Origin of the sequence: Kitasatospora sp. CB01950 (assembly GCF_001905465.1) — a bacterium.
Classification (GTDB): Bacteria; Actinomycetota; Actinomycetes; order Streptomycetales; family Streptomycetaceae; genus Kitasatospora.
On record NZ_LISX01000010.1, the window covers coordinates 1 to 23,605 of the forward strand.

The window sequence follows — 23,605 nt, forward strand, 5'->3', positions numbered from 1 at the left end:
ATTCCTGCGGACCCTCCGGGCGCTTCGTTCTTTCGTGTTCTCAGCTTATCAGATGTTTTCCGCTCCGTTTTCCGGAGTTTCGATCCGACTTGCTGTTTGTCTTCCCTGCCTCGCGGCCGTTCCGACGTTTCAAACTCTAGCCGATCCCCGCTCCGAAAAGCGAATCCGCCGCAATCTCCGAAAACGCGCACAGCAAATACGAACAGGGACGCGAAAAGGACGCGACCCGGAACGGATCCACTGGGTGGTTCTCAAGGGATTGGCCGCTCCGGGACCGTCCACACAGATGCGTGTCCGGTGCTCCCTGCCGAGCGACTAGGTAACACTACGCCGTTCGGTAGGCAGGTGCAAACACGTCCGCACGGACCACCCAGTCGCAGGCTGCACGGGTGGTCTCCACGTGCGCGGCGTTGGGCCGGTCGTTGGTGTCGACGCGGCGGCGCGCGGTGGAGTGGTCCTCGCCGCCGGCGGTGTGGCGGGCGAGGAGCCGGGCGTCCCGGGCCGCGTGATCGGCGTCGACGTACCAGAGTTCGCGCAGCAGGGCCCGGGCGTCCGCCCACGGGGTGGCGGGGGACGCGAGGTAGTTGCCTTCGGTGACGACCAGTCGGGTGCAGGGGCGGATCAGGTGGCAGGCGGCGACGGGCTCGTCGAGCGTGCGGTCGAAGTCGGGCGCATAGATGTCGTGGAAGCGGTCGGCGGCGACACGCTGGACGAGGGCGAGGTAGCCGAAAGCGTCGAAGGTCTCGGGGGCGCCCTTGCGGGGGCGCAGTTCGAGGCGGTCGAGCTGGGCGTTGGAGAGGTGGAAGCCGTCCAGTGGGAGGTAGGCGGCGGTGTCGGGGCCCTCGTGGCGGTTGACCGCGTCGATCAGCAGCCGAGCAAGCGTTGACTTTCCGGCCGCGGGCGGTCCGGCCAGGCCGAGGAGTACTCGGCCGCTTCCGCTACCGGGGCCGTGGAGCAGGCCGAGCGCACGTTCCACTGCCGCCACAGGGGCGGACGGCCGCTCGTCGGCCAGGGCGGTGGTGAGGGTGTCCGCAGCGGAGGCGCCTTCGACGTGCATGGCTCGCAACCCTACGCATCGACGGGGGCGGTGAGAACGGGTGCGTCGAGGGTGAGCGTGGCCGCGTCGGCGTCCAACGTGGCGGGCACGCCGAGCGGGACGGTGATCGAGGACGGGCCGTGGCCGAAGCCGAGTTCCCAGACGACGGGGACGCCGAGGTCGCCGAGGTGGTCGAGCATCACGGCGCGTACGCCGTCTTGCGGTCCGCAGAGGTCCCAGGAACCGAGGACCACACCTGCCACTCCCTCCAGCGCCCCGCTCCGGCGCAGCTGGGTGAGGATGCGGTCGAGTTGGTAGGGCTGTTCGTTGACGTCCTCCAGGACGAGCAGGCCGCCGGCGAAGGACGGACGGGCAGCGGGGGTGCCGCGATCGGCGGCGAGCAGCGAGGGGCAGCCACCCATCAGGACGCCGTGGGCGCGTCCGGGAACGAGGGTCGTGGCGTCCGGTCCGGTGAGGACGGTCGTGGTCGCCGGCTCGAACAGGGTGCGGCGCAGGTGTTCGGCGGTCGCGGCATCGGTGGTGAACACGCCGGCGCCGGGCATCGGGCCGTAGAGGGTGGGGACGCCGAGCTGTTGGGCGACGGCTTCGTGCAGGACGGTGACGTCGCTGAACCCGATCAGGAGCTTGGGCGGGACGGCGCGCATCGCGTCCCAGTCGAGCAGGTCGACCATCCGGTGGGCCCCGAACCCGCCGCGTACACAGAGGACAGCGGCGATGTCGGGGTCGAGCCAGGCGGCTTGCAGGTCGGCAGCGCGATCGACGTCGGAGCCGGCGAGGTACGGCAGCGTGCGGTGGGTGTCGTGGACGTGCGGGAGGACGACCACCTCCAGGCCCCAGGACCGCAGGATGTCGGTCCCGAGGGCGAGTCGTGCGGGGTCGACCGCGCCGCTGGGGGCGACGAGGGCAACGCGGTCACCGGGACGGAGCGGACGCATCGGCATCGGGTGACTCCTTCGTGGTGTGGAGCGCGGGCGGGACGACCGGACGCCTGGCACGGCACGGGGCCGGCCGGTGGTGCCTGCTGACGGTATCCCCCGACCGTGAACTCTCCACCCCGGTCCGGTGACTGCCGATCCGCCGGGGTGGTTCCGGCCGGGTGCCGCATGCGTGCGGTCCCGGTAGAGAGGAGCGGCCGGGCCCGGCCGGTGGTGTGCGGGCCGTCGTCGGTGGACGGCCCGCACACCACCCCGGGGTCAGAACGTGCCCATGGCGGTGCGGACTTCGGTGAGGGTGCGGTCGGCGATGGCGTTGGCGCGGGCGTTGCCGGTGTGCAGAACTTCACGCAGCAGCGCGCGGTCTGCGGCCAGTTCGGCTCGACGGGTGCGCAGGGGGCGGAGGTGCTCGTTGACCGCCTCGGTGGCGGTGCGCTTGAGGTGGGCCGCTCCGCCGGAACCGATCTCCTCGGCAACGGCGTGCGGGTCGCGGTCCTGGCAGAGGGCGATCAGCAGCACCAGGTTGGAGACGCCCGGGCGGGTCTCGGGGTCGTAGCTGATGTGCCGGTCGTTGTCGGTGACCGCGCCGCGCAGCAGCCGCGCTGTCTCGTCCTCACCGGCGCCGAGAGTGACGGCGTTGCCCCGACTCTTGCTCATCTTGCCGGCGTCGGTGCCGAGCAGCAGCGGGGCCTCGGACAGCAGGGCCTGGGGCTCGGGAAACAGAGGGGTGTAACGGTCGTTGAAGCGGCGGGCGATGGTGCGGGTGGTCTCCAGGTGCGGCAGTTGGTCCTGGCCGACGGGGACCAGGTCCGCCTTGCAGAACAGCAGGTCGGCGGCCTGGTGGACGGGGTAGGTGAACATCAGTCCGCTGACGGCGGCCTGTCGGGAGTGGGCGATCTCGTCCTTGACGGTGGGGTTGCGGGAGAGTTCGGCGACGCTGATCAGGCTGAGGAAGGGCAGCATCAACTGGTTGAGGGCGGGGACGGCGCTGTGGGTGAAGATCGTGGCCTGTTCCGGGTCGACTCCGGCGGCCAGATAGTCGAGGACCAGGTTCTCGGCGTGCTCGGCGACCCGGTCGGCCCGGTCCCGGTCGGTGATCACCTGGTAGTCGGCGATCACGATCAGCAACTCGATCCCCAGGGCTTGGAGTTGGACCCGGTTTCGGAGTGTGCCGAAGTAGTGGCCGAGGTGCAGCGGTCCGGTCGGGCGGTCGCCGGTCAGGATCCGGCGGTGGCCTTCGGCGGTCGGGGCGATCAGCGGGGTGGCGGTGCCCGGCGTGGTGGTCGTCGTGGTGTCTGCGGTGGCGGTCATGGCGGGGTTCTCCTCGGTTGCGGGGGTGGCCGCCCGCCGGGGTGGGCCCGGGTCCGTCGGAGATGATCGCGCCGGGGCCGCCCGTACGGACGGCCCTGGAGTCATGCATGGGGATCGGCCGTCCTAGGACGGCCACCAGCGCAGGCATGACGTGAGAGACATGCGGTCACGATAACGCGACCGCAGGATCGGCGGGCCGACTTCCGGCCGGACGGCACGGAACCGGCAGGCTGTGCACACACGTCCCTTGGCCCGGCACGCACTCGTGGTGCAGGATCGGGCGAGCCGAGAATCCGGAGGGTGTCCAGCCATGACCTCGCTCGACCAGAACGCGCCGACCCGGCCGGACGCGGACGCCAATTACCCTGCGGCAAGCGCGAATTCGGCGGTGTCCGGCTCGGCTCCCGGCTTGGGGAGCGGTTTGGGGCCTGGTTCCGGGCACGGCTCGGCACCGTCCGGGTCCGGCCCGGACGGAAGCTTGGATGCCGAGGCGGGCGGTCACGGAGTCCCGAACAGCCGTGACGAGGTCCCCGACTGGTCGTCTGCGGTGGGCGAGCCGTCGCTGCCCGGGGCGCCGGCGGTGCCCGGGCCTGCTCGGGAGGCCGAGGGCCTCGGGGCCGCGGGTGCCGAGGGCTTGGTGAGGGGTGGGGCTACGGGCTCTCCTGGGTCGCTCGGTTGGTCGTCGGGGGTCTGGGGCACGGGCATGGTGACGGGACGGGTGCGGCCACCGCGGCGGCCGACCCCTTCGCGGCGGCTGAGCCAGGTGCGGGCCGTTCCGTCCGCCCCGGTGCCGCCCGGGGGCGCACTGGCGAACGGGCTGGTCGCCGCCGAGGTGGAGAGCGCCCCGGCCGCCCCGGTGGGTGTGCCGATGGGTGTGCTGATCGGCGGGTCCCCCGGGTTGGTCGACGCTGCCGGCCCCGGCGTGGCCCGGGTCACGGAGCGCCGGGTGTCCGCCCAACTGCTGCGGTTCGGCTCCGGGACCTGCCAGGTGGTGCTACCGGAGTGGCGGCCTGCCATCGCGGTGTCGGTTCCCACCGAGCAACTGCAGCGCTCGACCGGGATGACTCCCGAGGAACTGCGCTCCGCCCTGCTGTCGGTGGTGATCAACCCGGAGGCGGTGCACGACCGTGAGCTGGGGCTTCGCGACTGGCAGGCCGAGGTTCCGGTGGCTCGCGGGCGCCGGAGGGGTCGGCGTCAGGTCCGCTGACCGTCGGGCCCGGTCGGCTGCGGCGCGGCTGCGATGGTGTCTGTGGGGTCTGCGGGTGCTGGGACGAGCGGCTCCTCTCTTTGCGCTGCCGAGGTTCGGTCCGGGCCGGGGTGTTGCGGCTTGCCGTACCTGCTGTCAGCCGGGCTGGTTCGTGGCGGTGTTGGGCACGTAGCCGAGGTGGACGGGGACGATCGAGCCGTCTTCCGCGGTGCGGAGTCCGGTGAGCAGGGCCGACAGGTCCGGCGGCCAGAGCGGATCGGCATCCGGTGCTGCCAGTTCGGCGGATGTCCACCAACGCCAGCCGAGGATGCCGTCGGCGCGGTGGGCCGCTGCTGCCACGTCTTTGGGCTCACGTCGCGGGCCGCGGGTCAGGAATATGTGCTCGTGTTGACGCACGGGTGTGCCGTGCCAGGTGAAGTCGTGCTCCCAGGTGCAGAGGAGTTCGCCGGGCTGGAGGTCGGTCCAGCCGGTTTCCTCGCGCAGCTCGCGGAGCGCCCCCTCGGCCGGTGTCTCACCTGGCTCCAGGCCGCCACCCGGAGCGTTCCAGTGCACCCCGACTTCGGAGTTGTCCGATCGGAACAGGAACACCTCGCCCTCCGGCGAGAGCACCACCGTTCGCGCCGCTCGGCGGGGCAGCCGTTCACCTTCGGGCTTCTGACGTCCTGTGATCCATCGCACACAGAAAGCCTGACAGTGCAGCTGTCGGACTGTCGATCGAGTTTTCGGCCACCACGGCGGGTCGGCGCGGGCCTGCGGAACAGAATGCCTGGTCAACGCCGGGTCAAGGACAGCTCCTCAACCGATCGGTGGACCTAATCTGAGCCTCATGGTCGACCCCACCGTCATCCTTCCCTCCGACCCGCTCCTGCCTCGTCGGGCGGACCCGCACTTCGCCTGGGAGGCCGGACTGATCCGGGCCGCCGGCGGCAGCCCCGCGCTGCTCGACCACGACGCGCTGCTGACCGGGGATGTCGAGGCCGCCGTCCGACGCGTCCCCACCGGGTCGGGGCCGCTCTGGTACCGCGGCTGGATGATCCCCATCGCCCGGTACGCCGCACTGGCCGGGGCCCTGGCCGACCGGGGCTGCACCTTGCTGACCGGACCGGACGAGTACGCCACCGCCCATGAACTGCCGGGCTGGTACCGGACGTTCGAGCCCGTGACACCCGCCAGCACCTGGCTTCCCGGCCCCTCCTGGGACCGCACCGTCCTGGCCGCAGCCGCCTCCGCTCTGGGCGGGCACGGCCCTGCGGTCGTGAAGGACTACGTCAAGTCCCGCAAACACGAGTGGCACGAGGCCTGCTACGTCCCCGAGTTGGCCGACCTCGACGCGCTGGAGCGCGTGGCGGCGCGTTTCACCGAGCTGCAAGGCGAGTTCCTGGCGGGCGGGTTGGTGCTTCGCCGCTTCGAGTCCTTCGCGCGGACGGCTGACGGCCGGGCGCAGGAGGCCAGGGTCTGGTGGGTGGACGGCGAACCCGTGCTGATCGGGCCGCACCCCGACTGCCCGGCGAGCCGGGTCGAGCCCGATCTGTCGGCCGTCCGCCCGCTGGTGCGGGAGCTGGGGTGCCGCTTCGTCACCACGGACCTGGCGCGGCTGGCCGAGGGCAACGCTGACGGCCGCGACGCCGCCGGTCCGAACGGCCGGGGTGCCGGGAGCGGTTGGCGGGTAGTGGAGGTCGGGGACGGCCAGGTCAGCGAGCTGCCGTCCGGAGTGGATGCCGAGGTACTGTTCCGGGTCCTGCTGGATGCCGCACGACCCGGGCGGGCTTGAGCATGCGAAAAAACGCCCCGGGCCCGGCAATCTGCCGGGCCCGGGGCATCGATGAACTGATCAGCCGAGCACCGGCGCGGGGTGCCCCTCCGCGATGAAGGCGTTCCACAGCTTGGCGTAGGTGCCGTCGCGGTCGAGCAGTTCGGTGTGGGTGCCGTCCTCCACTATGCGCCCGTGGTCGAGGACGACGACCCGGTCGGCACGTTCCGCGGTGGTGAGCCGGTGGGCGATGACCAGGGTGGTGCGCCCGCCGCTGAGCCGGTCCGCCGCGTGGTTGACGGCGGCTTCGGTGGCGAGGTCGAGGGCGGCGGTGGCCTCGTCGAGGAGCAGGATGTCGGGGTCGACCAGCTCGGCCCGGGCGAGGGCGATGAGTTGACGCTGACCGGCAGAAAGGTTTCGGCCACGGGCGGCGACGGTGTGCTGGTAGCCGCCGGCGAGTCGGGTGATCATGTCGTGCGCGCCGACCGCCTTGGCCGCGGCCTCGACCTCGGTGTCACTCGCCCCGGGGTGCCCGTACGCGATGGCGTCGCGAACCGTCCCGGCGAACAGGTAGGCCTCCTGCGGGACGACGCCGAGCCGATGCCGGTATCCCTCCAGGTCGTAGCTGGTCAGGTCGGTGCCGTCGACCCGGACGGTGCCACCGGTGGCGTCGTAGAACCGGGCGACCAGTTTGACCAGGGTGGACTTGCCCGCGCCGGTCTCGCCGACCAGCGCGACGGTCTGGCCTGCGGGTATGTGCAGGTCGATTCCGGAGAGGACCTCGGGCTTGCCCTCACCTCCGCCGTTGTAGGCGAAGCTGACGTTCTCGAAGGCGATCTCACCGCGCAGCGCCCCGACCGGAACGGGCTGTTCGGCCTGCGGAGTACTGGTCGGGGTACGCAGGAGTTCGCGGATGCGGCCGAGGCCGACGGCCGCCTGCTGGTAGCCGTCGAAGATCTGCGAGAGCTGGCTGACCGGTGCGAAGAACAGGTCGATGTACAGCAGGTAGGCGACCAGTGCACCGATGGTCAGCGTGCCGTGGTCGACGCGGGAGGCGCCGACGATCAGGACCATGGTGGAGGCGACGCTGGACAGGAACTGCACGAACGGGAAGTACACCGAGATGTACAGCTGGGCCTTGACCCGGGCGTGCCGGTACGCGAGGCCCCGCTCGACGAACCGGTCGATGTTGGCGTCCTGGCGACGGAAGGCCTGGACGATCCGCATGCCCGCGACGTTCTCCTGCAGATCGGCGTTGACGGTGCTGATCAGGTCGCGGGAGATCTGGTACTGCTGGGCGGACTTCTTGCGGAACACCAGGGTGCCGATGATCAGCGGCGGCAGCACCATGAGCACCACCAGCGCCAGGCCGGCGTCGATCACGACGAGGGCCACGAAGATGCCGAAGAAGGTGAACAGGCTGACCACGGCGGTGACCACGCCGGTCTGCAGGAACGAGGATATGGAGTCCACATCCGTCGTCATGCGGGTCATGATCCGGCCGGTCAGCTCGCGCTCGTAGTAGTCGAGGCCGAGTCGGTTGAGGTGGGCGAAGATCTTCAGGCGCAGCGTGTAGAGGACGCGTTCGCCTGTACGCCCGGAGACCTTGCTTTCGGTGGCCTGCACCAGCCAGTCGAGCATGACGACGACGAGTGCCAGCAGGGCTGCGACCGCGACGCCGCCGATGGCGGCCTTGCTGACGCCGTCGTCGATGCCGTGCCGGATCAGCACCGGCAGGGCCAGGCCGGCTGCGGTGTCCAGCGCGACCAGCAGCAGCGCGAGCAGCAGGGGGCGACGGAACGGGGCGAGCAGCCGGGCCAGGTTGAACCTGGGGTCCGCGATCTCGGCCTGCTCGACCGGGACGTCGGGGGTGTCGGTCGCGGGCGGCAGGGCGGCGACCTTGGCGAGCAGTTCGGCGTCGGCTGCGGGCTTCTCGGCGGCCGGTGCGGCGTTCCTGCTCTCCGCGGCTTCTGTGCCCTGCTCGGGCTCGGTGGGCACGGGGGCCGCCAGTGCGTCCGGGTCGGTGATCAGCGACCGGTAGCGCGGACATCGGGCGGTGAGTTCGTCGTGGGTGCCGATGTCGACCAGCCGGCCGGCGTCCAGGACGGCGATGCGGTCGGCGAGTTGCAGGGTGGAGCGGCGGTGCGCGATCAGCAGGGTGGTGCGGCCGGCCATCACGCTGTCCAGCGCGTCATGGATCTCCGCCTCGACCTGCGGGTCGACGGCGGAGGTGGCGTCGTCGAGCAGCAGGATCCGAGGGTCGGTGAGGATGGCGCGGGCCAGGGCGATGCGCTGACGCTGGCCACCGGAGAGGGTGAGGCCCTGCTCGCCGACCTTGGTGTCGTAGCCGTCCGAAAGCTCCCGGATGAAGCCGTCGGCCTGGGCGATCCGGGCGGCGGCGAGGATCTGCTCCTCGGTGGCCTCGGGGTGGCCGTAGGCGATGTTGGTGCGGACCGTGTCGGAGAACAGGAAGCTCTCCTCCGGCACGATGCCGATGGCAGCGCGCACCGAGTCGAGGGTGACTTCGCGGAGGTCCTGTCCGAACAGGCGGACGCTGCCGAAGGTCGGATCGTAGAAGCGGGGCACCAGCTGGGCGACGGTCGACTTGCCGGAGCCGGACGCGCCGACCAGTGCCAGCGTCTCCCCCGGTGCGATCCGCAGGCTGAGGCCGTCCAGTACCGGAACGCCGTCGGAGGCGCTGCCCGGCTCGGGGTGTTCCTCGGCCCGGTAGTGGAAGTCGACCTGGTCGAGTTCGAGCGCGGGCGTGCCGGCCGGCACCGCCGCGTCCGGGTCGAGGGGCCGGGCGTCCGAGGCCTCGGTGACCAGCGGGCGCTGGTCGATCAGCTGCATGACTCGTTCGACACCGGCGCGGGTCTGCTGGGCGACGGTGATCACCATGGCGAGGAACCGGACCGGGCTGGTCATCTGTGCCAGGTAGGTGGAGAAGGCGACGAAGGTGCCGAGGGTGACGTCGCCCCGGACGGCCAGCCAGCCGCCGACGGCGAGCACCGCGACCTGCCCGAGTGCGGGGACGGCCTGCATCGCCGGGGTGTAGCGGGCGTTCAACCGGATCGAGCGGAGCCGGGCCGCGAACAGTTCGCGCGAGACCCGCTCCAACTTGCCGCGTTCCTGGGCCTCCTGTCCGAAGCCCTTGACCACCCGGACGCCGCCGACGGCGGCATCCACCACGCCCGCGACCTCGGCCGCCTGCTGCTGGGCCGCCCAGGAGGCGGGGAAGAGGCGCTTGCGGCTGAGTGTGGACAGCCACCACAGGACCGGGGCCATCACCAGTGCGATCAGGGTGAGCGGTGGCGACAGCCAGAGCATGACCACCACCGACATGCCGAACATCAGGGCGTAGCCCGTCATCATCGGCATCATCGACAGCAGCCCGTTGACCAGCTGCAGGTCGGAGGTGGCGCGGCCGACCACCTGCCCGATGTCCAACCGGTCCTGGCGGTGACCGTCGAGTCTGGTCAGCGCGCGGAACAGGTCGGCACGCATGTCGTTCTGGACGTCCACCGCGAGCTGCCCGCCGTAGTAGCGGCGCATCTGCGTGCACAGGAACACCGCGGCGGCCGCGACCAGCAGCAGCACCGCCCACGGGGTGAGCGGGCGACGGTGCGTGGTGATCACGTCGTCGATGATCAGCTTGGTGATGAGCGGGATGATCGCGGTGATCGCCATACCGACGAGCGAGGACCCGAAGGACAGCAACAGGTTGCGACGGTAGCGCCAGCAGTAGCCGCCGAGCCGGCGGAGCCAGCCTTGCTCTGGGAAACCATGAGTCTCGGGCATATTTAGTGATGCTAACCATTCGGCCGATTGAGCGTCCACCGGATTGGACGGGCGCACAGGAGGCTGAACGGCCGGGGGCCGAGCTTCCTTCCCGTCTTCAGCCTGCCCGCGGCACGCGGTGGTGCGCCTCCTACGGTCGGCTACATCCGGATCGTCCGATCGTCCTAGGCGGGGGTGCAGCCGACTACAGCCCGGACCCTGGCTCCACCTGGAAACCCGCAGGTCAGACGGCCTGGTTCGACTCCACGGCGGCTGCGGCAGCGGCTACGAACGCGCCCTGGGCCAGTGCGCGCAGCAGTGCGGCCATCGCATCCCGGGTCAAGCCTGCCCGCTCGACGGCAAGGTCCGCCGGGGCAGCCTGTGGTGCGGCACTGTGCGGGGTGGAGTTCAGCAGGCCGAATACCGCGTGCACGGCGGCACGGGCGACCGGCTCCGCTTCGGCGGCGGCCAGCGGGGCGAAGGCCTCGCGCACCATGGTGACCCACAGCTCGACATAGCCACGCTGCAGCCGGCGGACCCGACGGCGGTCCTCCTCCTTGAGATGGAGCAGTTCGCGATCGTGCAGGATGATCAGGTCCCGGTCGTCCAGGGCGAAGTCGATGTGCCCGTCGATCAGGGAGTCCAGCGCGGCCTGCGGCCCCGCGGCCGCGCCGACCCGACGGCGCCCCTCGTCCAGCAGGCGCTCGCTGATGCCGACCAGGAGGTCGGCGAGCATCGCGTCCTTGCCCGCGAAGTGCCGGTAGAGGCCCGGACCGCTGATGCCCACCGCCTTGCCGATCTCGTCCACCCCGACTCCGAGGAAACCGCGGGCGGCGAACAGCCTGGCGGCCTCCTTCCGGATCTGGTCACGGCGTGGGAGCACAGGGGCGACGGGGCGGTTGGGCATGCTGCCCATCGTAGACAGTCGGGTTATCGCTGGTTAACCTGGCCACAGAGTTAACGCTCATTAACACGGGCTGGCCGGCTCGCCCTTCGGCCTGCCCCGATCCGATCCGAGGGCAAGGGAGCTCTTGGGATGGTCCCCTCTTCGGCACCGACCTCATCGCTGTCTCCGGCTTCGCCGCGAGACACCGCCACGCATGCACAGGTACCGCTGTTCGGCGCGGCCGCGGCACCCGCACCTCGTCTGGAGAGCGCGGTCGACCCGGCGTCGCCCACCGGTCTCGCCAACGCACAGGCCCACCGGGCGCTGGTCGCCGAACTGCGCGAGAAGCTTGCGACGGCGGCCCTCGGCGGCGGCGAGAAGGCACGCGCCAAGCACACCGCCCGCGGCAAGCTCCTGCCCCGGGAACGGGTGGACACCCTGCTCGACCCCGGCTCGCCCTTCCTGGAGCTGGCCCCCTTGGCGGCCGACGGCCTGTACGACGGGGCCGCCCCCGCTGCCGGCGTGATCGCCGGCATCGGACGGGTAGCCGGGCGCGAGGTCCTGGTGGTGGCGAACGACGCCACGGTCAAGGGCGGCACCTACTACCCGATGACGGTCAAGAAGCACCTTCGCGCGCAGGAGGTGGCCCTGGAGAACCGGCTGCCCTGCATTTACCTGGTGGACTCGGGCGGCGCATTCCTGCCGATGCAGGACGAGGTGTTCCCCGACCGCGACCACTTCGGCCGGATCTTCTACAACCAGGCGCGCCTGTCCGCCGCCGGGATCCCGCAGATCGCGGCGGTGCTCGGCTCGTGCACCGCGGGTGGCGCCTACGTTCCGGCGATGAGCGACGAGGCGGTGATCGTCCGCAACCAGGGCACCATCTTCCTCGGCGGCCCGCCGCTGGTGAAGGCCGCCACCGGCGAGGTGGTGACCGCCGAGGAACTCGGCGGCGGCGACCTGCACTCGCGCACGTCCGGCGTGACGGACCACCTGGCGGAGGACGACGCGCACGCGCTCTCCATCGTCCGCACCATCGTGGCCGGGCTCGGCCCGCGCGCCGCCAAGCCCTGGCCGCTCGCCCCGGTCGAGCCGCCCGCCGTCGACCCGGCCGGACTGTACGGCGCGGTGCCGGTGGACCCGCGCACTCCTTATGACGTGCGCGAGGTGATCGCCCGGCTGGTCGACGGCAGCCGCTTCGCCGAGTTCAAGGCGGAGTACGGGACCACCCTGGTGACCGGGTTCGCCCGCATCCACGGCCACCCGGTCGGCATCGTCGCCAACAACGGCGTCCTGTTCGCCGAGTCCGCGCTCAAGGGCGCGCACTTCATCGAGTTGTGCGACCAGCGGGGCATCCCCCTCCTCTTCCTGCAGAACATCACGGGCTTCATGGTGGGTCGCCAGTACGAGGCCGGCGGCATCGCCAAGCACGGCGCCAAGATGGTCACCGCGGTGGCCTGCACCCGGGTGCCGAAGCTGACGGTGGTGATCGGCGGTTCCTACGGCGCGGGCAACTACTCGATGTGCGGCCGGGCCTACTCGCCTCGCTTCCTGTGGATGTGGCCGAACGCGAAGATCTCCGTCATGGGCGGGGAGCAGGCTGCCTCGGTGCTGGCCACCGTCCGCCGCGACCAGTTCGAGGCCCGCGGCGAGGACTGGCCGATCGAGGCCGAGGACGAGTTCAAGCGCCCGGTCCGCGAGCAGTACGAGCGGCAGGGCAACGCGTACTACGCCACCGCACGGCTGTGGGACGACGGCGTGATCGACCCCATGCAGACCCGTACCGTGCTCGGCCTGGCGCTCACCGCCTGCGCCAACGCCCCGCTCGCCGAACCCCGCCCGTACGGGGTCTTCCGAATGTGACGCCCCACCGGAGGGCCGAGCCACGGACCGGTCACCGCTTCTGAAGCATCGTCATCTCGCTCACTCGTTCCTCTCGCAACGGAGGCACACCTCCATGTTCGACACCGTGCTCGTCGCCAACCGCGGCGAGATCGCGCTACGGGTGATCCGCACCCTGCGGCAGCTGGGCGTGCGCTCGGTCGCCGTGCACAGCGACGCGGACGCGGACGCCCCGCATGTCCGGGCCGCCGATCTGGCAGTCCGGCTCGGGCCCGCCGACCGAAGCGACAGCTCGGCCGCCGAGACGTACCTGCGCACCGACCTGATCCTCGACGCCGCCCGCCGGACCGGAGCGCAGGCCGTCCACCCCGGCTACGGGTTCCTCGCCGAGAACTCCGCCTTCGCCGAGGCCTGCACGCAGGCCGGGCTGGTCTTCATCGGCCCACCGCCGGCTGCGGTGGAGCTGATGGGCGACAAGATCAACGCCAAGGAGGCCGTCCGGGCCGCCGGGGTGCCCGTCGTCCCCGGCAGCGAAGACGGCTCGCCCAGCGACGACCAGCTGATCGCGGCGGCTACCCGAATCGGCTATCCGGTGCTGCTCAAGCCCTCGGCCGGCGGCGGCGGCAAGGGCATGCGCCTGGTCCGGGACCCGGCCGAGCTGCCCGCCGAGCTCGCCGCCGCCCGCCGGGTGGCCCGCACCGCGTTCGGTGACGACACCCTGCTGCTGGAGCGCTGGGTGGACCAACCGCGCCACATCGAGGTGCAGGTCCTGGCCGACACCCACGGCCGGACCGTTCACCTCGGCGAGCGGGAGTGCAGCCTCCAGCGCCGCCATCAGAAACTCATCGAAGAGGCTCCTTCCGTCCTGTTGAACGCCCGGACCCGGGCCGCGATGGGCGCGGCCGCGGTGCGTGCCGCCGAGGCCTGTGGCTACACCGGCGCCGGCACGGTCGAGTTCATCGTTCCCGGCGGGGACCCCGCGGGGCCGGACGGGGACGACGTCCTCGACTTCTTCTTCATGGAGATGAACACCCGCCTCCAGGTGGAACACCCCGTCACGGAACTGGCCGTCTCCGTCGACGGCCCCGAAGGACCGCAGCGGCTCGACCTGGTCGAGTGGCAGCTGCGCGTCGCCGCGGGCGAGAAGCTGTCGTTCACACAGTCGGACATCTCCTTCCTGGGCCACGCGATCGAGGCCCGTATCTGCGCCGAGGATCCGGAACGGGACTTCCTCCCCACCGGCGGCGAGGTACTGCTGCTGGACGAGCCCTCGGGCGAGGGCATCCGGGTGGACTCCGGAATCGCACCCGGCGACCGGATCGGCAGCCTGTACGACCCGATGCTCGCCAAGGTGATCGCGTACGGGCCCGACCGTCCGACCGCGATCCGTCGGCTGCGGGCCGCACTCGCCGAGACCCGCATCCTGGGCGTCACCACCAACACCGGCTACCTGCGCCGGCTGCTGGCTCAGCCCGAGGTGATGGCAGGTCGGCTCGACACCGGCCTGGTGGAGCGCAGCGCCCAGCAGAACCCCTCCCTGCTGAGCTCTCCGTACACCCGGCCCGAAACGATCGACCTGCTCTACTTCGCCGCTGCGCTGGTGCGACAGCTCGGACTCGGCCACGCCGACGCCTCCGACGGCTGGACCGATCCCTTCTCCCTCCCTTCGGGGTGGCGACTCGGCGGCGAGGCCGCCTGGACCACGCACCGGCTGCGACTCCCCGGACGGGAGCCCGTCGCAGTGCGTTGCCGAATGACTACCAGTGGTGAATTCGAGAGCGCTATCGGTTTTTCCGTCACGGCAACCCCCGAGTGGCAGATCCAACTCGACGACGGCCCGGTCCGGAAGGCCCGAGCGACCCTGGACGGAAACCTGCTCCGCCTTGCGGTTGACGGCCTGCAGGCCACTTTCACGGTCTCCGAGGAGCGCACCGCGGAGGGCCTCACGCACTGGCTCGGTGTCGACGGAGATGCCTGGCCCGTTCACCCGTTCGACGCAATCGCCGAGCGGGCCGCCGCCGGCACCGCCCACCACGGCACCCTCACGGCACCGATGCCCGGCACCGTCACCGTGGTGAAGGTCGAGGCCGGCGAGCGGGTCCACCGCGGACAGGCACTGCTCGTCCTGGAGGCCATGAAGATGGAGCACGTCATCTCCGCACCGCACGACGGCACCGTCGAGGACCTGCGGGTCACCACCGGCGCGACCGTCGCGATGGACGCGCCCCTGGTGACGGTCGCCTCCGACGAGGAAGAAGCTACCGGTTCCGAGGCGGAAGCCGACACCAGCGCGAAACTGCCGGAGGCTGCACGATGACCACCGCTCCCGACCGGGCCGCGCCCGAGCCGACCGTGCTGGCGCTCGGTCTGCCGGACACCGTGCGCGACCCCGACCTGCCCGCGCGAGTGCGAATCCACGAGGTCGGCGCCCGCGACGGGCTGCAGAACGAGAGCGGCCTCGTCCCCGTCGAGGTCAAGGCGGAGTTCATCGCCCGACTCGCCGCCGCCGGGCTGCGCACCGTGGAGGCCACCAGCTTCGTCCACCCCAAGTGGGTGCCGCAGCTGGCCGACGCCGAGGAGCTGATGCCTCGGTTGGCCGAGCTGCCCGCGCGGTATCCGGGCCTGCGCCTGCCCGTCCTGGTGCCCAACGAGCGCGGCCTGAACCGGGCGCTGGCTCACCACGCCGGTGAGATCGCGGTGTTCGCCAGCGCCACCGAGACGTTCGCGCAGCGCAACCTCAACCGCTCGGCGGACGAGGCGATGGCCATGTTCCGGCCGGTGGTCGAACGTGCCACGGCTGCGGGCGTCCCGGTGCGCGGATACCTGTCGATGTGCTTCGGCGACCCGTGGGAGGGCCCCGTCCCGATCGCCCAGGTGGTCCGACACGGCGTGACTCTGCTGGAGATGGGTTGCACCGAGCTGAGCCTCGGCGACACCATCGGCGTCGCGACGCCCGGCCAGGTCAAGGCGCTGATCGACGAGTTCACTCGATCCGGCGTACCGGTCGACCGGATCGCAGTGCACTTCCACGACACCTACGGGCAGGCACTGGCGAACACCCTGGCCGCGCTCCGCTCCGGCGTGACCATCGTGGACTCCTCCGCCGGCGGGCTCGGCGGCTGCCCGTACGCCAAGAGCGCGACCGGCAACCTGGCGACCGAGGACCTGGTCTGGATGCTGCACGGCCTGGGCATCGAGACCGGCATCGACCTGGCGGCGCTCGCCGACACCAGCGGCTGGATGGCGCGCCACCTCGGCCGCCCCAGCCCCTCGCGGACCGTCCGCGCCCTGCTCGGGCCCACGGCCTGACCTCTGACTCCACCACCCCCGCCCGGCCCACCAGGCCTCGATCCCAGGAGGATCACCCGTGCTCGACCACCGGCTGAGCAGTGACTACGAGGATCTCCGCCGCACCGTCGCGGAGTTTGCCAACGACGTGGTTGCGCCGAAAATCGGCGAATACTACGAGCAGAATGAATTCCCGTACGAAATTATTCGGGAAATGGGGCGGATGGGCCTGTTCGGGCTGCCCTTCCCCGAGGAGTACGGTGGCATGGGCGGTGACTATTTCGCGCTCTGCCTGGTCCTGGAGGAACTGGCACGGGTCGATTCCTCGGTCGCGATCACCCTGGAGGCGGCGGTCTCGCTCGGTGCCATGCCGATCCACCTCTTCGGCACCGAGGAGCAGAAGCGCGAGTGGCTGCCGAAGTTGACGTCCGGGCAGATGCTCGGCGCGTTCGGTCTCACCGAGCCCGAGGGTGGCACGGACGCCGGCGGAACCCGCACCACCGCCCGCTACGACGAGGCCACCGACGAGTGGGTGATCAACGGCAGCAAATGCTTCATCACCAATTCCGGAACCGATATCACCGGGCTGGTGACCGTCACCGCGCTGACCGAACCGATCACACATTCGAGTGACGAAGGTGTAAACAACTCGCCCACGAGGGAGATCTCCTCCATTATCGTCCCCACTGGAACTCCCGGGTTCCAGGTTTCGAAGAAGTACTCGAAGGTCGGGTGGAACGCCTCCGACACCCGCGAACTGTCCTTCACCGATTGCCGAGTTCCCGCGGCCAACCTGCTCGGTCGCCGGGGCCGCGGCTACGCCCAGTTCCTTCGCATCCTCGACGAGGGCCGCATCGCCATCGCGGCTCTGGCCACCGGCCTGGCCCAGGGGTGCGTCGACCAGTCGCTGTCCTACGCCGCCACTCGCCGCGCCTTCGGCCGGCCGATCGGCGCCAACCAGGTCATCCAGTTCAAGCTCGCCGACATGGAGATGCGCGCACACACCTCCCGCCTGGCCTGGCGGGACGCCGCCTCCCGGCTGCTGCACTCCGAGCCCTTCAAGAAGGAGGCAGCCATTGCCAAGCTCTACGCCTCCGAGGCCGCGGTCGACAACGCGCGCGAGGCGACCCAGATCCACGGTGGCTACGGCTTCATGAACGAGTACCCGGTCGCCAGGTTCTGGCGCGACTGCAAGATCCTGGAGATCGGCGAGGGCACCTCGGAGGTCCAGCGGATGCTGATCGCGCGCGAGCTCGGCGTGAACTCCTGAACTCCACCCGCTGACCGGTCCTCCTGACGGCCCGGCACCTGCAGGCCGGTCCGGACCGCCGCATCCCGGATCCACCCGCAGGCCGGTTCGCCGGGTCAGGGCTGGAACAGCAACGGCGGCAGAGCCGACGTCCTGGCGTCGGTGTCGATCTGGTCGAAGCGCTCCAACGCCAGTTGGAACGCGGTCGGTTGGATCCGCACCGCGCCGGAGAACGGTCCGCTCATCACCGCCACCATGCTCACCCCGAACGCCACGGAGGCACCCACGAAGCACATCAGCATCAGATTCCGCGTGGTCGCCATCAGCCCGATCACCGACGGTGTGGCCAGGACGAACACTGCGCCCACCAGCAGCCCACCGATCGCCACCACCGGCACGGAGGCACGAATATCGCCGAGCCGTGCGTTCCGCATGGAGTTGACGTCGGACAGACTGTGCAACACGTCGGTCCGCGCGGTCGTCTCCGCAGCGGTCTGCACCGCGGCGTGATCGACTGCGGCCTGCACCTGGTCGACCGCCTGCCAGGCGACCTGACTGCCGGTGTTGTGCTGCATTGCCGCCCACTCGTCGTCGATCACCACCCTGGTGTAGTTCCGCAGCAGGTCCCGCACCTGCGCCCGGTCGGCGGCCGGGAGGCCGCCGGCGTTCCAGTAGGCCTCCGCGAGAGCCCGTGACTCCTCGTAGGTGTGCTGGCGGGCCGAGTTCATCTGCTGCCAGGTGCCGGCGATGCTGAAGCCGAGGAAAAGCGCGAAGAAGCCGAGGATCGCCGCCCCTGCGAAGGACAGTGCCTGCGGTGTCGTGGACCCCTCCCGCGCCCGCTGGGTCCGCCCCAGCAGCAGGCCGATCACCAGCGCGAGCACCGCACCCGACACGGCGGCAATGGCGACGATCAGCATCGCCACCACCGGTCCCCGCTGCCCGGAACACCCGACGCGGCATCGGGCCTGCCGTGGGTCGTCACGGCCGCCGGTCGAACGGCGAACGCGCCCTGGCGTTCTTCCTCGCTCCTTGACTCGACAACAGTTGCGCCATCGACAGCCCAGCGCATGGCCGGATGGACAGCGGGCCCGCCACCGACCAGTCGAATCACCTCACCGCGCGCGCTCACCGTCGCCACCGGCCCCGAACGGAGAACGCTGCTGCCAGCACACACAACACAGGAAGGAGGATCACCAGCAGCAGCACCATCACCCCGGTGATGTCCCAGGGGTTTTCCTCGCCCTCCTGCGGCGCCCAGTCCTCGTCCCCGTTCGCCAGCGCTTGCCCGCCGGGTGACGGCCCGCCGGCGGACGCGCCTGCTCCAGGGCTCGCCACTGTATTCGTCCCCTCGCTCCGCCCGGAAGTCGCGCCCGGAATCGGACCGGACGCCGCTCCACCTCCCGGCTGCCCCCCGCCCGGGTTCACCTGACCGACCCCAACGAGGTTGCCGCTGAGCCCAGTTGAGGACCCAAGCGTTCCCGGTGCGGCAAAGGGCGAGGCCGGCAACGCGAACGCCGCGCCACCGGGGATCAGCGCCGGTGCCGCCCCTGGCAGGAACGGCGTCAGCACCTGGGCTGCGGGGGCCACTGCTGCGGGCTGCCCGGGTGCGGCAGCAGCAGCCCCGCCAGCCGGGATGGGTACGGGAAGCAGTCCGGCCGGTGCCGCCGCTCCGGCCACTGCGGCGGCACCTCCTGCCCCCAGGGCGGCAGCACCAGGGGCCCCGACCGCACCCGCACCCGCCGCACCAGCGCCCGTGGCGGTGCCGGTGCCGGTGCCGCCGACAACCCCTGGAGCCGCGCCCGCGCCCGCACCCGCACCGACGCCTGCCCCAGCACCGGCGCCCGTGCCCGCACCCACGCCTGCGCCTGCGCCTGCGCCTGCGCCTGGGACGGTTCCTCCGCCGGGCGCGGTGGGTGCTCCTGCGGGTGCCGTGGCGGGAGGCGCGGGACTGAGTCCGTCGTAGGATCCGGGCGCATCGGCGGAGACCCGGCGAGGCCCCTGGAGGGCGCCGTCCGGTCCGACGGTCGCGTCGTCCGCCAGGCCGTCGGCGTGCGCTGTGCCGGTCTGGTGGCCTGGATGGGCGGTACCGCCGGCTTGGCACTCGACGCCCTGTCCGGGGGTGAGGGTGTGGCCGCCGTCGGGGCCCGCGCAGCTCACGGCTCCGACGCCGGGCAGCCCCTCGACCACGGAGACGTCGGTGATCGGGACATCACCGAACGCCTCCAGGAGGTAGCGGAGTTCAACGGTTCCCCCGACCTCGGTCAGCGCTCTCGGCGCGGCACGACGGGTGCCGGCGGCCTGCTCCGGTACCGCCTCCGGCACGGACCTGAGGCTGCGGGCCAGGCCTGTGCCAGTGGGCGCTCCCAGTCGGATGAGGCTGAGGCCCGCAGTGATGCCCAGGTAGCCGGCGGATGCGTCGGCGTGGGCCTGGGGCAACTGATTGGGGGCCTCGGCGGTGGCAGTGACCTGAGCGGCCTGGGCGCCGCCGACGACGGTGAAGGAGGCGGTGCAGTCGAGGCTGCCGCCCGGCGGGATGCTTCGACCGGATTCGCACGAGGCTTGTCCGCCCGGCAGTTGAGGGTCGTTCAGCACGATGTCGGTCAGCTGGTACTCGGCGTGGTTGGTGAGGTGGTAGGCCCGACTGGCCACCTCGTCGGCGCGGAGCCGCACGTTGAGGTCAGTACTGGTGTTGGTGCTGACGCTGAGGGTCAGGGCGTCGTGCACCTCCCCGCCTCGGGTGGTGCCAGGTTCCGATGTCCAAGCACCGAGGGCGGCCGGCACCAAGAGAGCTGCTCCGAGTAAGGGCGACATGGGACAGCGGGCAGCGCTCGCTGCCGCACGCCATCTGGCGGCCCGTAGGCCGATATGACGATGGGTCACCTACGAATGGTTCACCATGCGCCGGTTCGGCAGCTGATATGACGCACACCGTAGCGCCGGAACGACTCGTTCGGCCGTATCCGAGCGCTGGCCGAGCCGATGCCGCGGGCCGCAACGCACGGTGGGTGGCCGGTTCCCTCTACCCGCATCCGGCCATGACCCGACGACTCCGCACAGCATGTATGAGGCCAAAGAAGTCGCGGCCCAAGGGGTCGGCCGGCACGGTCAGGGGATGACGATGACCGGGCGGTTCGCGCGGCGGGCGAGGCGGCCGGAGACCGAGCCGAAGAGCTTCCCGAGCAGACCGTGGGTGCTGCCGACCACGATGGCGTCCGCGGCGTACTCGCGGCCGACCTCTTCGATCTCGTGGCAGATGTCCCCGCCCCGTTCGACCAGGATCCAGGGGACCCCGGAGAGAAAGTCGGCGCAGGCGAGTTCGAGACCGAGGATCTCGGTGCGCTGGTCGGGAAGGTCCACGAACACGGGAGGCTCGCAGCCGGCCCAGACCGTAGCGGGGAGGCGGTTGGCGACGTGGACGATCACCAGTCCGCACTGCGAGCGGCGGGCCATGCCGACGGCGTAGGCAAGGGCGCGCTCGCTGGAGAGCGAGCCGTCGAAGCCGACCACCACGCCGTGCTGGAACTGCGGGTCACAGGCGCGTGAGCCGTGTTCCTGGAGTTGCGGTTCGCCTTCGCCGCCACGACGGCCGACGGCCGGACGGGAACTGTCGGTCATCGCGTCCTCCGCGGTACCGGGGCGTGCGGCGACGGCAGGATCGGCCGCCGCGCCGGGAGTGACAGGAGTGAGGTGCCCGGGGTCGTCGGACCCCGATCGGTCCGGACGCCGACGGCGAGCAGGACGTCCGAACACGCCCGCATGCCCGACCCGAGCCGCCCAACTCGCCCAGCCGGAACGGTCGGAGCGGTCGGGCCGGCCGGGCGCGCCCTCGGTGCCACCGCGTCCGCCCCCGCCATCGCTGCCGCCGTCAATGCCCTCGGCTTCGCGGACGGCATCGACGGGATCTCCGCCCCCTGGAACATCGGCACCAGGAACAGCGGCGCCGGGGCGGTGTCCCGGGTCAGTCCCGGGCGGGGTGCCGCGACGCTCGGCAGTGGACCTGTCGTCCCTCGAACTGCCGTGGGCAGAACCGGAAAGCTCTCGACCAGCCATGGCTCAAAACTCTTCAACCGGGATGGGCCTGCACAAGGGGAAACGATGGCGGACCGCCGTGGTCCGGAGGGAGGCACGACCGAGGCGGCGGACCGTTCGGAAACGACTACCACCGTTGGCGACCTGTGCCTTTCAGAGTACGACGCGGAATGGGCCGCACCGGGCGGCGAAGCCCTCAGTACGACCAGGTTCCCGCTTGTGGGGGAATCACACGCCGGCGCGTGCGCCCCTCCTGCGGCGGGTTCCATGGAGCTTGACCGACGACCCGCGGTACGCGCAACAGGGCAGGCACACAACGTGATCCGACTGTCATCGCCTGAGATCGCCCCTGCCCGTGGACGGTGCCGGTAAACGATCGACCGGGCCGCAAAGGGCAGTTGGTGGGGCGCGAAAATGGCATTCGGCCGATCATGGTGGGAGTTGGGTGCGTACCAGCCGGATTCGGCCAATTCAGGGGAATTCGATTCGCCTTTGGCAATTGCCACGTGCATACGAGGCACCCGCTGGCAGCATGCTCGACATGCCGCTGCTCCTGCTCGACCTCGACAACACCTTGCTGCCCAGGGATGCCGCATTCCGGGCCTGGGCGGAGGACTTCCTCGCCGAGAACGGTCTGCCCGCCGACGACCTCGACTGGTTGGTCATGCTCGACGGCAGTGGTTACGTGCCGCGAAGCACCGTACTGGGCGCGACAAAGCGTCGCTACGGCATCGATCACTCGGTCGAGTCGATGCTCGGGCACTACCGTCACAGCATCAACTCCCACATTGCCTGCCCGGATTCGCATGCGAGCGCGTTACGCGCGGCCCGGGAGGCGGGCTGGACACTGGGGATCGTCAGCAACGGGGGAACGCTGCCCCAGCTGGAGAAGATCCGGCTCACCGGGCTCGCCGCCATGGTGGACGGCTGGGTCATCTCGGAGGAGGCCCGGTGCGTGAAGCCGGACCCGTTGATCTTCGAAATTGCGGCCCGCCGCTGCGGGTTCCGGCCGACGGGAGACTGGACCGCACAGACCTGGATGGTCGGCGATTACGGCCCGTCCGACATCGCGGGGGCGGAGGCCACCGGGCTCCGCAGTGTCTGGCTGCACCACGGTCGCCCCTGGGCCGAGCGCGGTTACCGTCCGACGGTCAGCGCACCGGACCTTCCGGAGGCGGTGCGCCTGGTCCTCGGCGCGGCCGAACAGCCCACCGGTGCCCGCACCTTCGCCGCCGGGGCGCCCGGACGCAAGCGCCCGCCCCGCACTCGCATCGCCGTCCCGGCGTCCAGGTTGGCTCCTTCCTCCAACCTGAGCAGGCCGAAGGCGCCCTTCGTTCAGCCTGCACCGTTCACCCGGGCAGTGCCGCTGACGCCGCTCAAGCCGGTCGCCAAGCCGGTCGCCTCCCCCACCGCTCCGCCGGTCCGGCCGTCCGCCCTGCAGCCGGTCGTCCACGTTCGCTGCAGCGACACCTCGGCAGCCGCCGGCTGATCCCGTCCGGCGTGCGAACTCCTGCCCGCCCAGGTCGAGTTGCCCCTCCCGGCTCGACCACGTCCGCGAAGGGGCGCCTCGCCCGACCCGGCCGCTCCCCCGCTCGCCCGCCCGCGCGCCCGCATGCCCGCGCAGACGCTCAACACACCGACTGGTCAGTGGAGTTGGGCGCGCCGCCTTCCCTCGCCCCCGACCGCCCGGGCGGCGCGACCCTGCGTCCGGGACGCCGAGGGTACGTGAAGCTCACGTTGCGGGGGGTTGGATTCGGACGAATGTTCAGCCGAAGGCTCGGTGTCGCGCGGCCCTCGTGGGGGCTGTTGGTCGATGGGGCCAGTGGGGCAGGTGGGGTTACAGGGACTGGTGGGGTTGAAGGGGAATGGAGGGTACGAAGTGACGGAGTGTGAGGTGGGAGGCGGTCGGAGGTGGCCGGTTCGGGTTGGGCCAGGGGGCTGACGGGGCGCGGGGATCTTGGCTCAGGTGTGCGCTGCGGCGCTAAGGACGTAGGCTCACGCCCCCGATTTGAACCGTATATTTTCGGCCAACTTGCGGTCCCGGGCCGCCGTTCCGGCAAAGCCGCAGCACACAGCGGCCGACGGGTGCGCCGCTGGTGGGTGAATCACGAACGGGTCGTGCGACAACCAGCCACGGTTGTCCGCGCCCCCTTCACAGCGGGGTCGACGGGTGCCACGCTTCGTGATCGAATGCTTCACGCCAAATTGCCATGTCGACATAGCGTCGGATGGTGAACTTGTCACAACAGCAACGGTCCACCAAGTAGATTCGATCTT

The 23,605-nt window shown here is 70.9% G+C and carries 15 protein-coding genes and 1 pseudogene; 7 read left to right on the plus strand and 9 right to left on the minus strand.

Features of this window, described 5'->3' with window-relative positions; translation table 11 throughout:
* Window positions 1-325: 325 nt before the first annotated feature.
* The 3 genes from AMK19_RS23920 to trpS form a co-directional block, all read right to left on the minus strand.
* A complete protein-coding gene (locus AMK19_RS23920) occupies window positions 326-1,057 on the minus strand; it encodes a nucleoside/nucleotide kinase family protein (RefSeq protein WP_143200360.1) in 732 nt (243 codons plus the stop codon).
* 11 nt (window positions 1,058-1,068) lie between these two features.
* Window positions 1,069-1,998 carry a S66 peptidase family protein gene (locus AMK19_RS23925; RefSeq protein ID WP_073815159.1) on the minus strand — a complete coding sequence of 310 codons (930 nt, stop codon included), beginning with the start codon at window positions 1,996-1,998 and terminating at the stop codon, window positions 1,069-1,071.
* A 252-nt stretch (window positions 1,999-2,250) separates the two neighbouring features.
* Window positions 2,251-3,300 carry a tryptophan--tRNA ligase gene (trpS, locus tag AMK19_RS23930; RefSeq protein WP_083647289.1) on the minus strand — a complete coding sequence of 350 codons (1,050 nt, stop codon included), beginning with the start codon at window positions 3,298-3,300 and terminating at the stop codon, window positions 2,251-2,253.
* Between the two features lie 763 nt (window positions 3,301-4,063).
* Between trpS and AMK19_RS23935 the strand changes: the two genes are divergently transcribed.
* A complete protein-coding gene (locus AMK19_RS23935) occupies window positions 4,064-4,507 on the plus strand; it encodes a hypothetical protein (protein ID WP_073815161.1) in 444 nt (147 codons plus the stop codon).
* A gap of 135 nt (window positions 4,508-4,642) precedes the next feature.
* Here the strand turns inward: AMK19_RS23935 and AMK19_RS23940 are convergent, their stop codons facing one another.
* Window positions 4,643-5,119, minus strand: coding sequence for an NUDIX hydrolase (locus tag AMK19_RS23940; protein ID WP_241844549.1), 477 nt, complete (start codon window positions 5,117-5,119; stop codon window positions 4,643-4,645).
* Between the two features lie 214 nt (window positions 5,120-5,333).
* Between AMK19_RS23940 and AMK19_RS23945 the strand changes: the two genes are divergently transcribed.
* Window positions 5,334-6,278 carry an ATP-grasp domain-containing protein gene (locus AMK19_RS23945; protein ID WP_073815162.1) on the plus strand — a complete coding sequence of 315 codons (945 nt, stop codon included), beginning with the start codon at window positions 5,334-5,336 and terminating at the stop codon, window positions 6,276-6,278.
* 60 nt (window positions 6,279-6,338) lie between these two features.
* On the opposite strand, the gene AMK19_RS23950 is transcribed toward AMK19_RS23945, so the two are convergent.
* Together AMK19_RS23950 and AMK19_RS23955 are read right to left on the minus strand one after the other, a co-directional pair.
* Window positions 6,339-10,055, minus strand: coding sequence for an ABC transporter ATP-binding protein (locus AMK19_RS23950; protein WP_073815164.1), 3,717 nt, complete (start codon window positions 10,053-10,055; stop codon window positions 6,339-6,341).
* 223 nt (window positions 10,056-10,278) lie between these two features.
* A complete protein-coding gene (locus tag AMK19_RS23955; protein ID WP_073815166.1) occupies window positions 10,279-10,941 on the minus strand; it encodes a TetR/AcrR family transcriptional regulator in 663 nt (220 codons plus the stop codon).
* Window positions 10,942-11,070: 129 nt separating this feature from the next.
* Between AMK19_RS23955 and AMK19_RS23960 the strand changes: the two genes are divergently transcribed.
* The 4 genes from AMK19_RS23960 (at window position 11,071) to AMK19_RS23975 (ending at window position 17,320) form a co-directional block, all read left to right on the plus strand.
* Window positions 11,071-12,783 (plus strand): carboxyl transferase domain-containing protein, encoded by a 1,713-nt coding sequence (locus tag AMK19_RS23960; RefSeq protein WP_241844550.1) that lies wholly within the window; start codon window positions 11,071-11,073, stop codon window positions 12,781-12,783.
* Window positions 12,784-12,877: 94 nt separating this feature from the next.
* Entirely contained in the window at window positions 12,878-15,079 is a 2,202-nt protein-coding gene (locus tag AMK19_RS23965; protein ID WP_073815167.1) for an acetyl/propionyl/methylcrotonyl-CoA carboxylase subunit alpha, read from the plus strand.
* Window positions 15,076-16,071, plus strand: coding sequence for a hydroxymethylglutaryl-CoA lyase (locus AMK19_RS23970; protein ID WP_073815169.1), 996 nt, complete (start codon window positions 15,076-15,078; stop codon window positions 16,069-16,071). The genes AMK19_RS23965 and AMK19_RS23970 overlap by 4 nt, the downstream gene beginning before the upstream one ends.
* Before the next feature lie 58 nt (window positions 16,072-16,129).
* Window positions 16,130-17,320 (plus strand): acyl-CoA dehydrogenase family protein, encoded by a 1,191-nt coding sequence (locus tag AMK19_RS23975; RefSeq protein WP_073815170.1) that lies wholly within the window; start codon window positions 16,130-16,132, stop codon window positions 17,318-17,320.
* A 95-nt stretch (window positions 17,321-17,415) separates the two neighbouring features.
* On the opposite strand, the gene AMK19_RS23980 is transcribed toward AMK19_RS23975, so the two are convergent.
* The 3 genes and pseudogenes from AMK19_RS23980 to AMK19_RS23990 all read right to left on the minus strand — a co-directional run.
* The gene (locus AMK19_RS23980) at window positions 17,416-18,216 is read right to left on the minus strand and encodes a bestrophin-like domain (protein WP_073815172.1); all 801 of its coding nucleotides are present in this window, start codon (window positions 18,214-18,216) and stop codon (window positions 17,416-17,418) included.
* A 208-nt stretch (window positions 18,217-18,424) separates the two neighbouring features.
* Window positions 18,425-20,023, minus strand: a complete 1,599-nt coding sequence (locus AMK19_RS36615) for a DUF7507 domain-containing protein (protein WP_198953426.1) — start codon at window positions 20,021-20,023, stop codon at window positions 18,425-18,427.
* Between the two features lie 381 nt (window positions 20,024-20,404).
* Window positions 20,405-20,842 (minus strand): annotated as a pseudogene (locus AMK19_RS23990) (universal stress protein); the annotation flags it as partial.
* Window positions 20,843-21,869: 1,027 nt separating this feature from the next.
* Between AMK19_RS23990 and AMK19_RS23995 the strand changes: the two are divergent.
* Window positions 21,870-22,817: an HAD family hydrolase gene (locus tag AMK19_RS23995; protein ID WP_158071942.1), complete on the plus strand. Its 948-nt coding sequence runs from the start codon at window positions 21,870-21,872 to the stop codon at window positions 22,815-22,817.
* The last annotated feature ends 788 nt before the right edge of the window (window positions 22,818-23,605 follow it).

Bases quoted from the DNA above. Each gene is read 5' to 3' on its own strand.
- AMK19_RS23920 (WP_143200360.1), bottom strand. From the start codon at position 1,057: ATGCACGTCGAAGGCGCCTCCGCTGCGGACACCCTCACCACCGCCCTG.
- AMK19_RS23925 (WP_073815159.1), bottom strand. From the start codon at position 1,998: ATGCCGATGCGTCCGCTCCGTCCCGGTGACCGCGTTGCCCTCGTCGCC.
- trpS (WP_083647289.1), bottom strand. From the start codon at position 3,300: ATGACCGCCACCGCAGACACCACGACGACCACCACGCCGGGCACCGCC.
- AMK19_RS23945 (WP_073815162.1), top strand. From the start codon at position 5,334: ATGGTCGACCCCACCGTCATCCTTCCCTCCGACCCGCTCCTGCCTCGT.
- AMK19_RS23950 (WP_073815164.1), bottom strand. From the start codon at position 10,055: ATGCCCGAGACTCATGGTTTCCCAGAGCAAGGCTGGCTCCGCCGGCTC.
- AMK19_RS23955 (WP_073815166.1), bottom strand. From the start codon at position 10,941: ATGCCCAACCGCCCCGTCGCCCCTGTGCTCCCACGCCGTGACCAGATC.
- AMK19_RS23960 (WP_241844550.1), top strand. From the start codon at position 11,071: ATGGTCCCCTCTTCGGCACCGACCTCATCGCTGTCTCCGGCTTCGCCG.
- AMK19_RS23965 (WP_073815167.1), top strand. From the start codon at position 12,878: ATGTTCGACACCGTGCTCGTCGCCAACCGCGGCGAGATCGCGCTACGG.
- AMK19_RS23970 (WP_073815169.1), top strand. From the start codon at position 15,076: ATGACCACCGCTCCCGACCGGGCCGCGCCCGAGCCGACCGTGCTGGCG.
- AMK19_RS23980 (WP_073815172.1), bottom strand. From the start codon at position 18,216: ATGCTGATCGTCGCCATTGCCGCCGTGTCGGGTGCGGTGCTCGCGCTG.
- AMK19_RS23995 (WP_158071942.1), top strand. From the start codon at position 21,870: ATGCCGCTGCTCCTGCTCGACCTCGACAACACCTTGCTGCCCAGGGAT.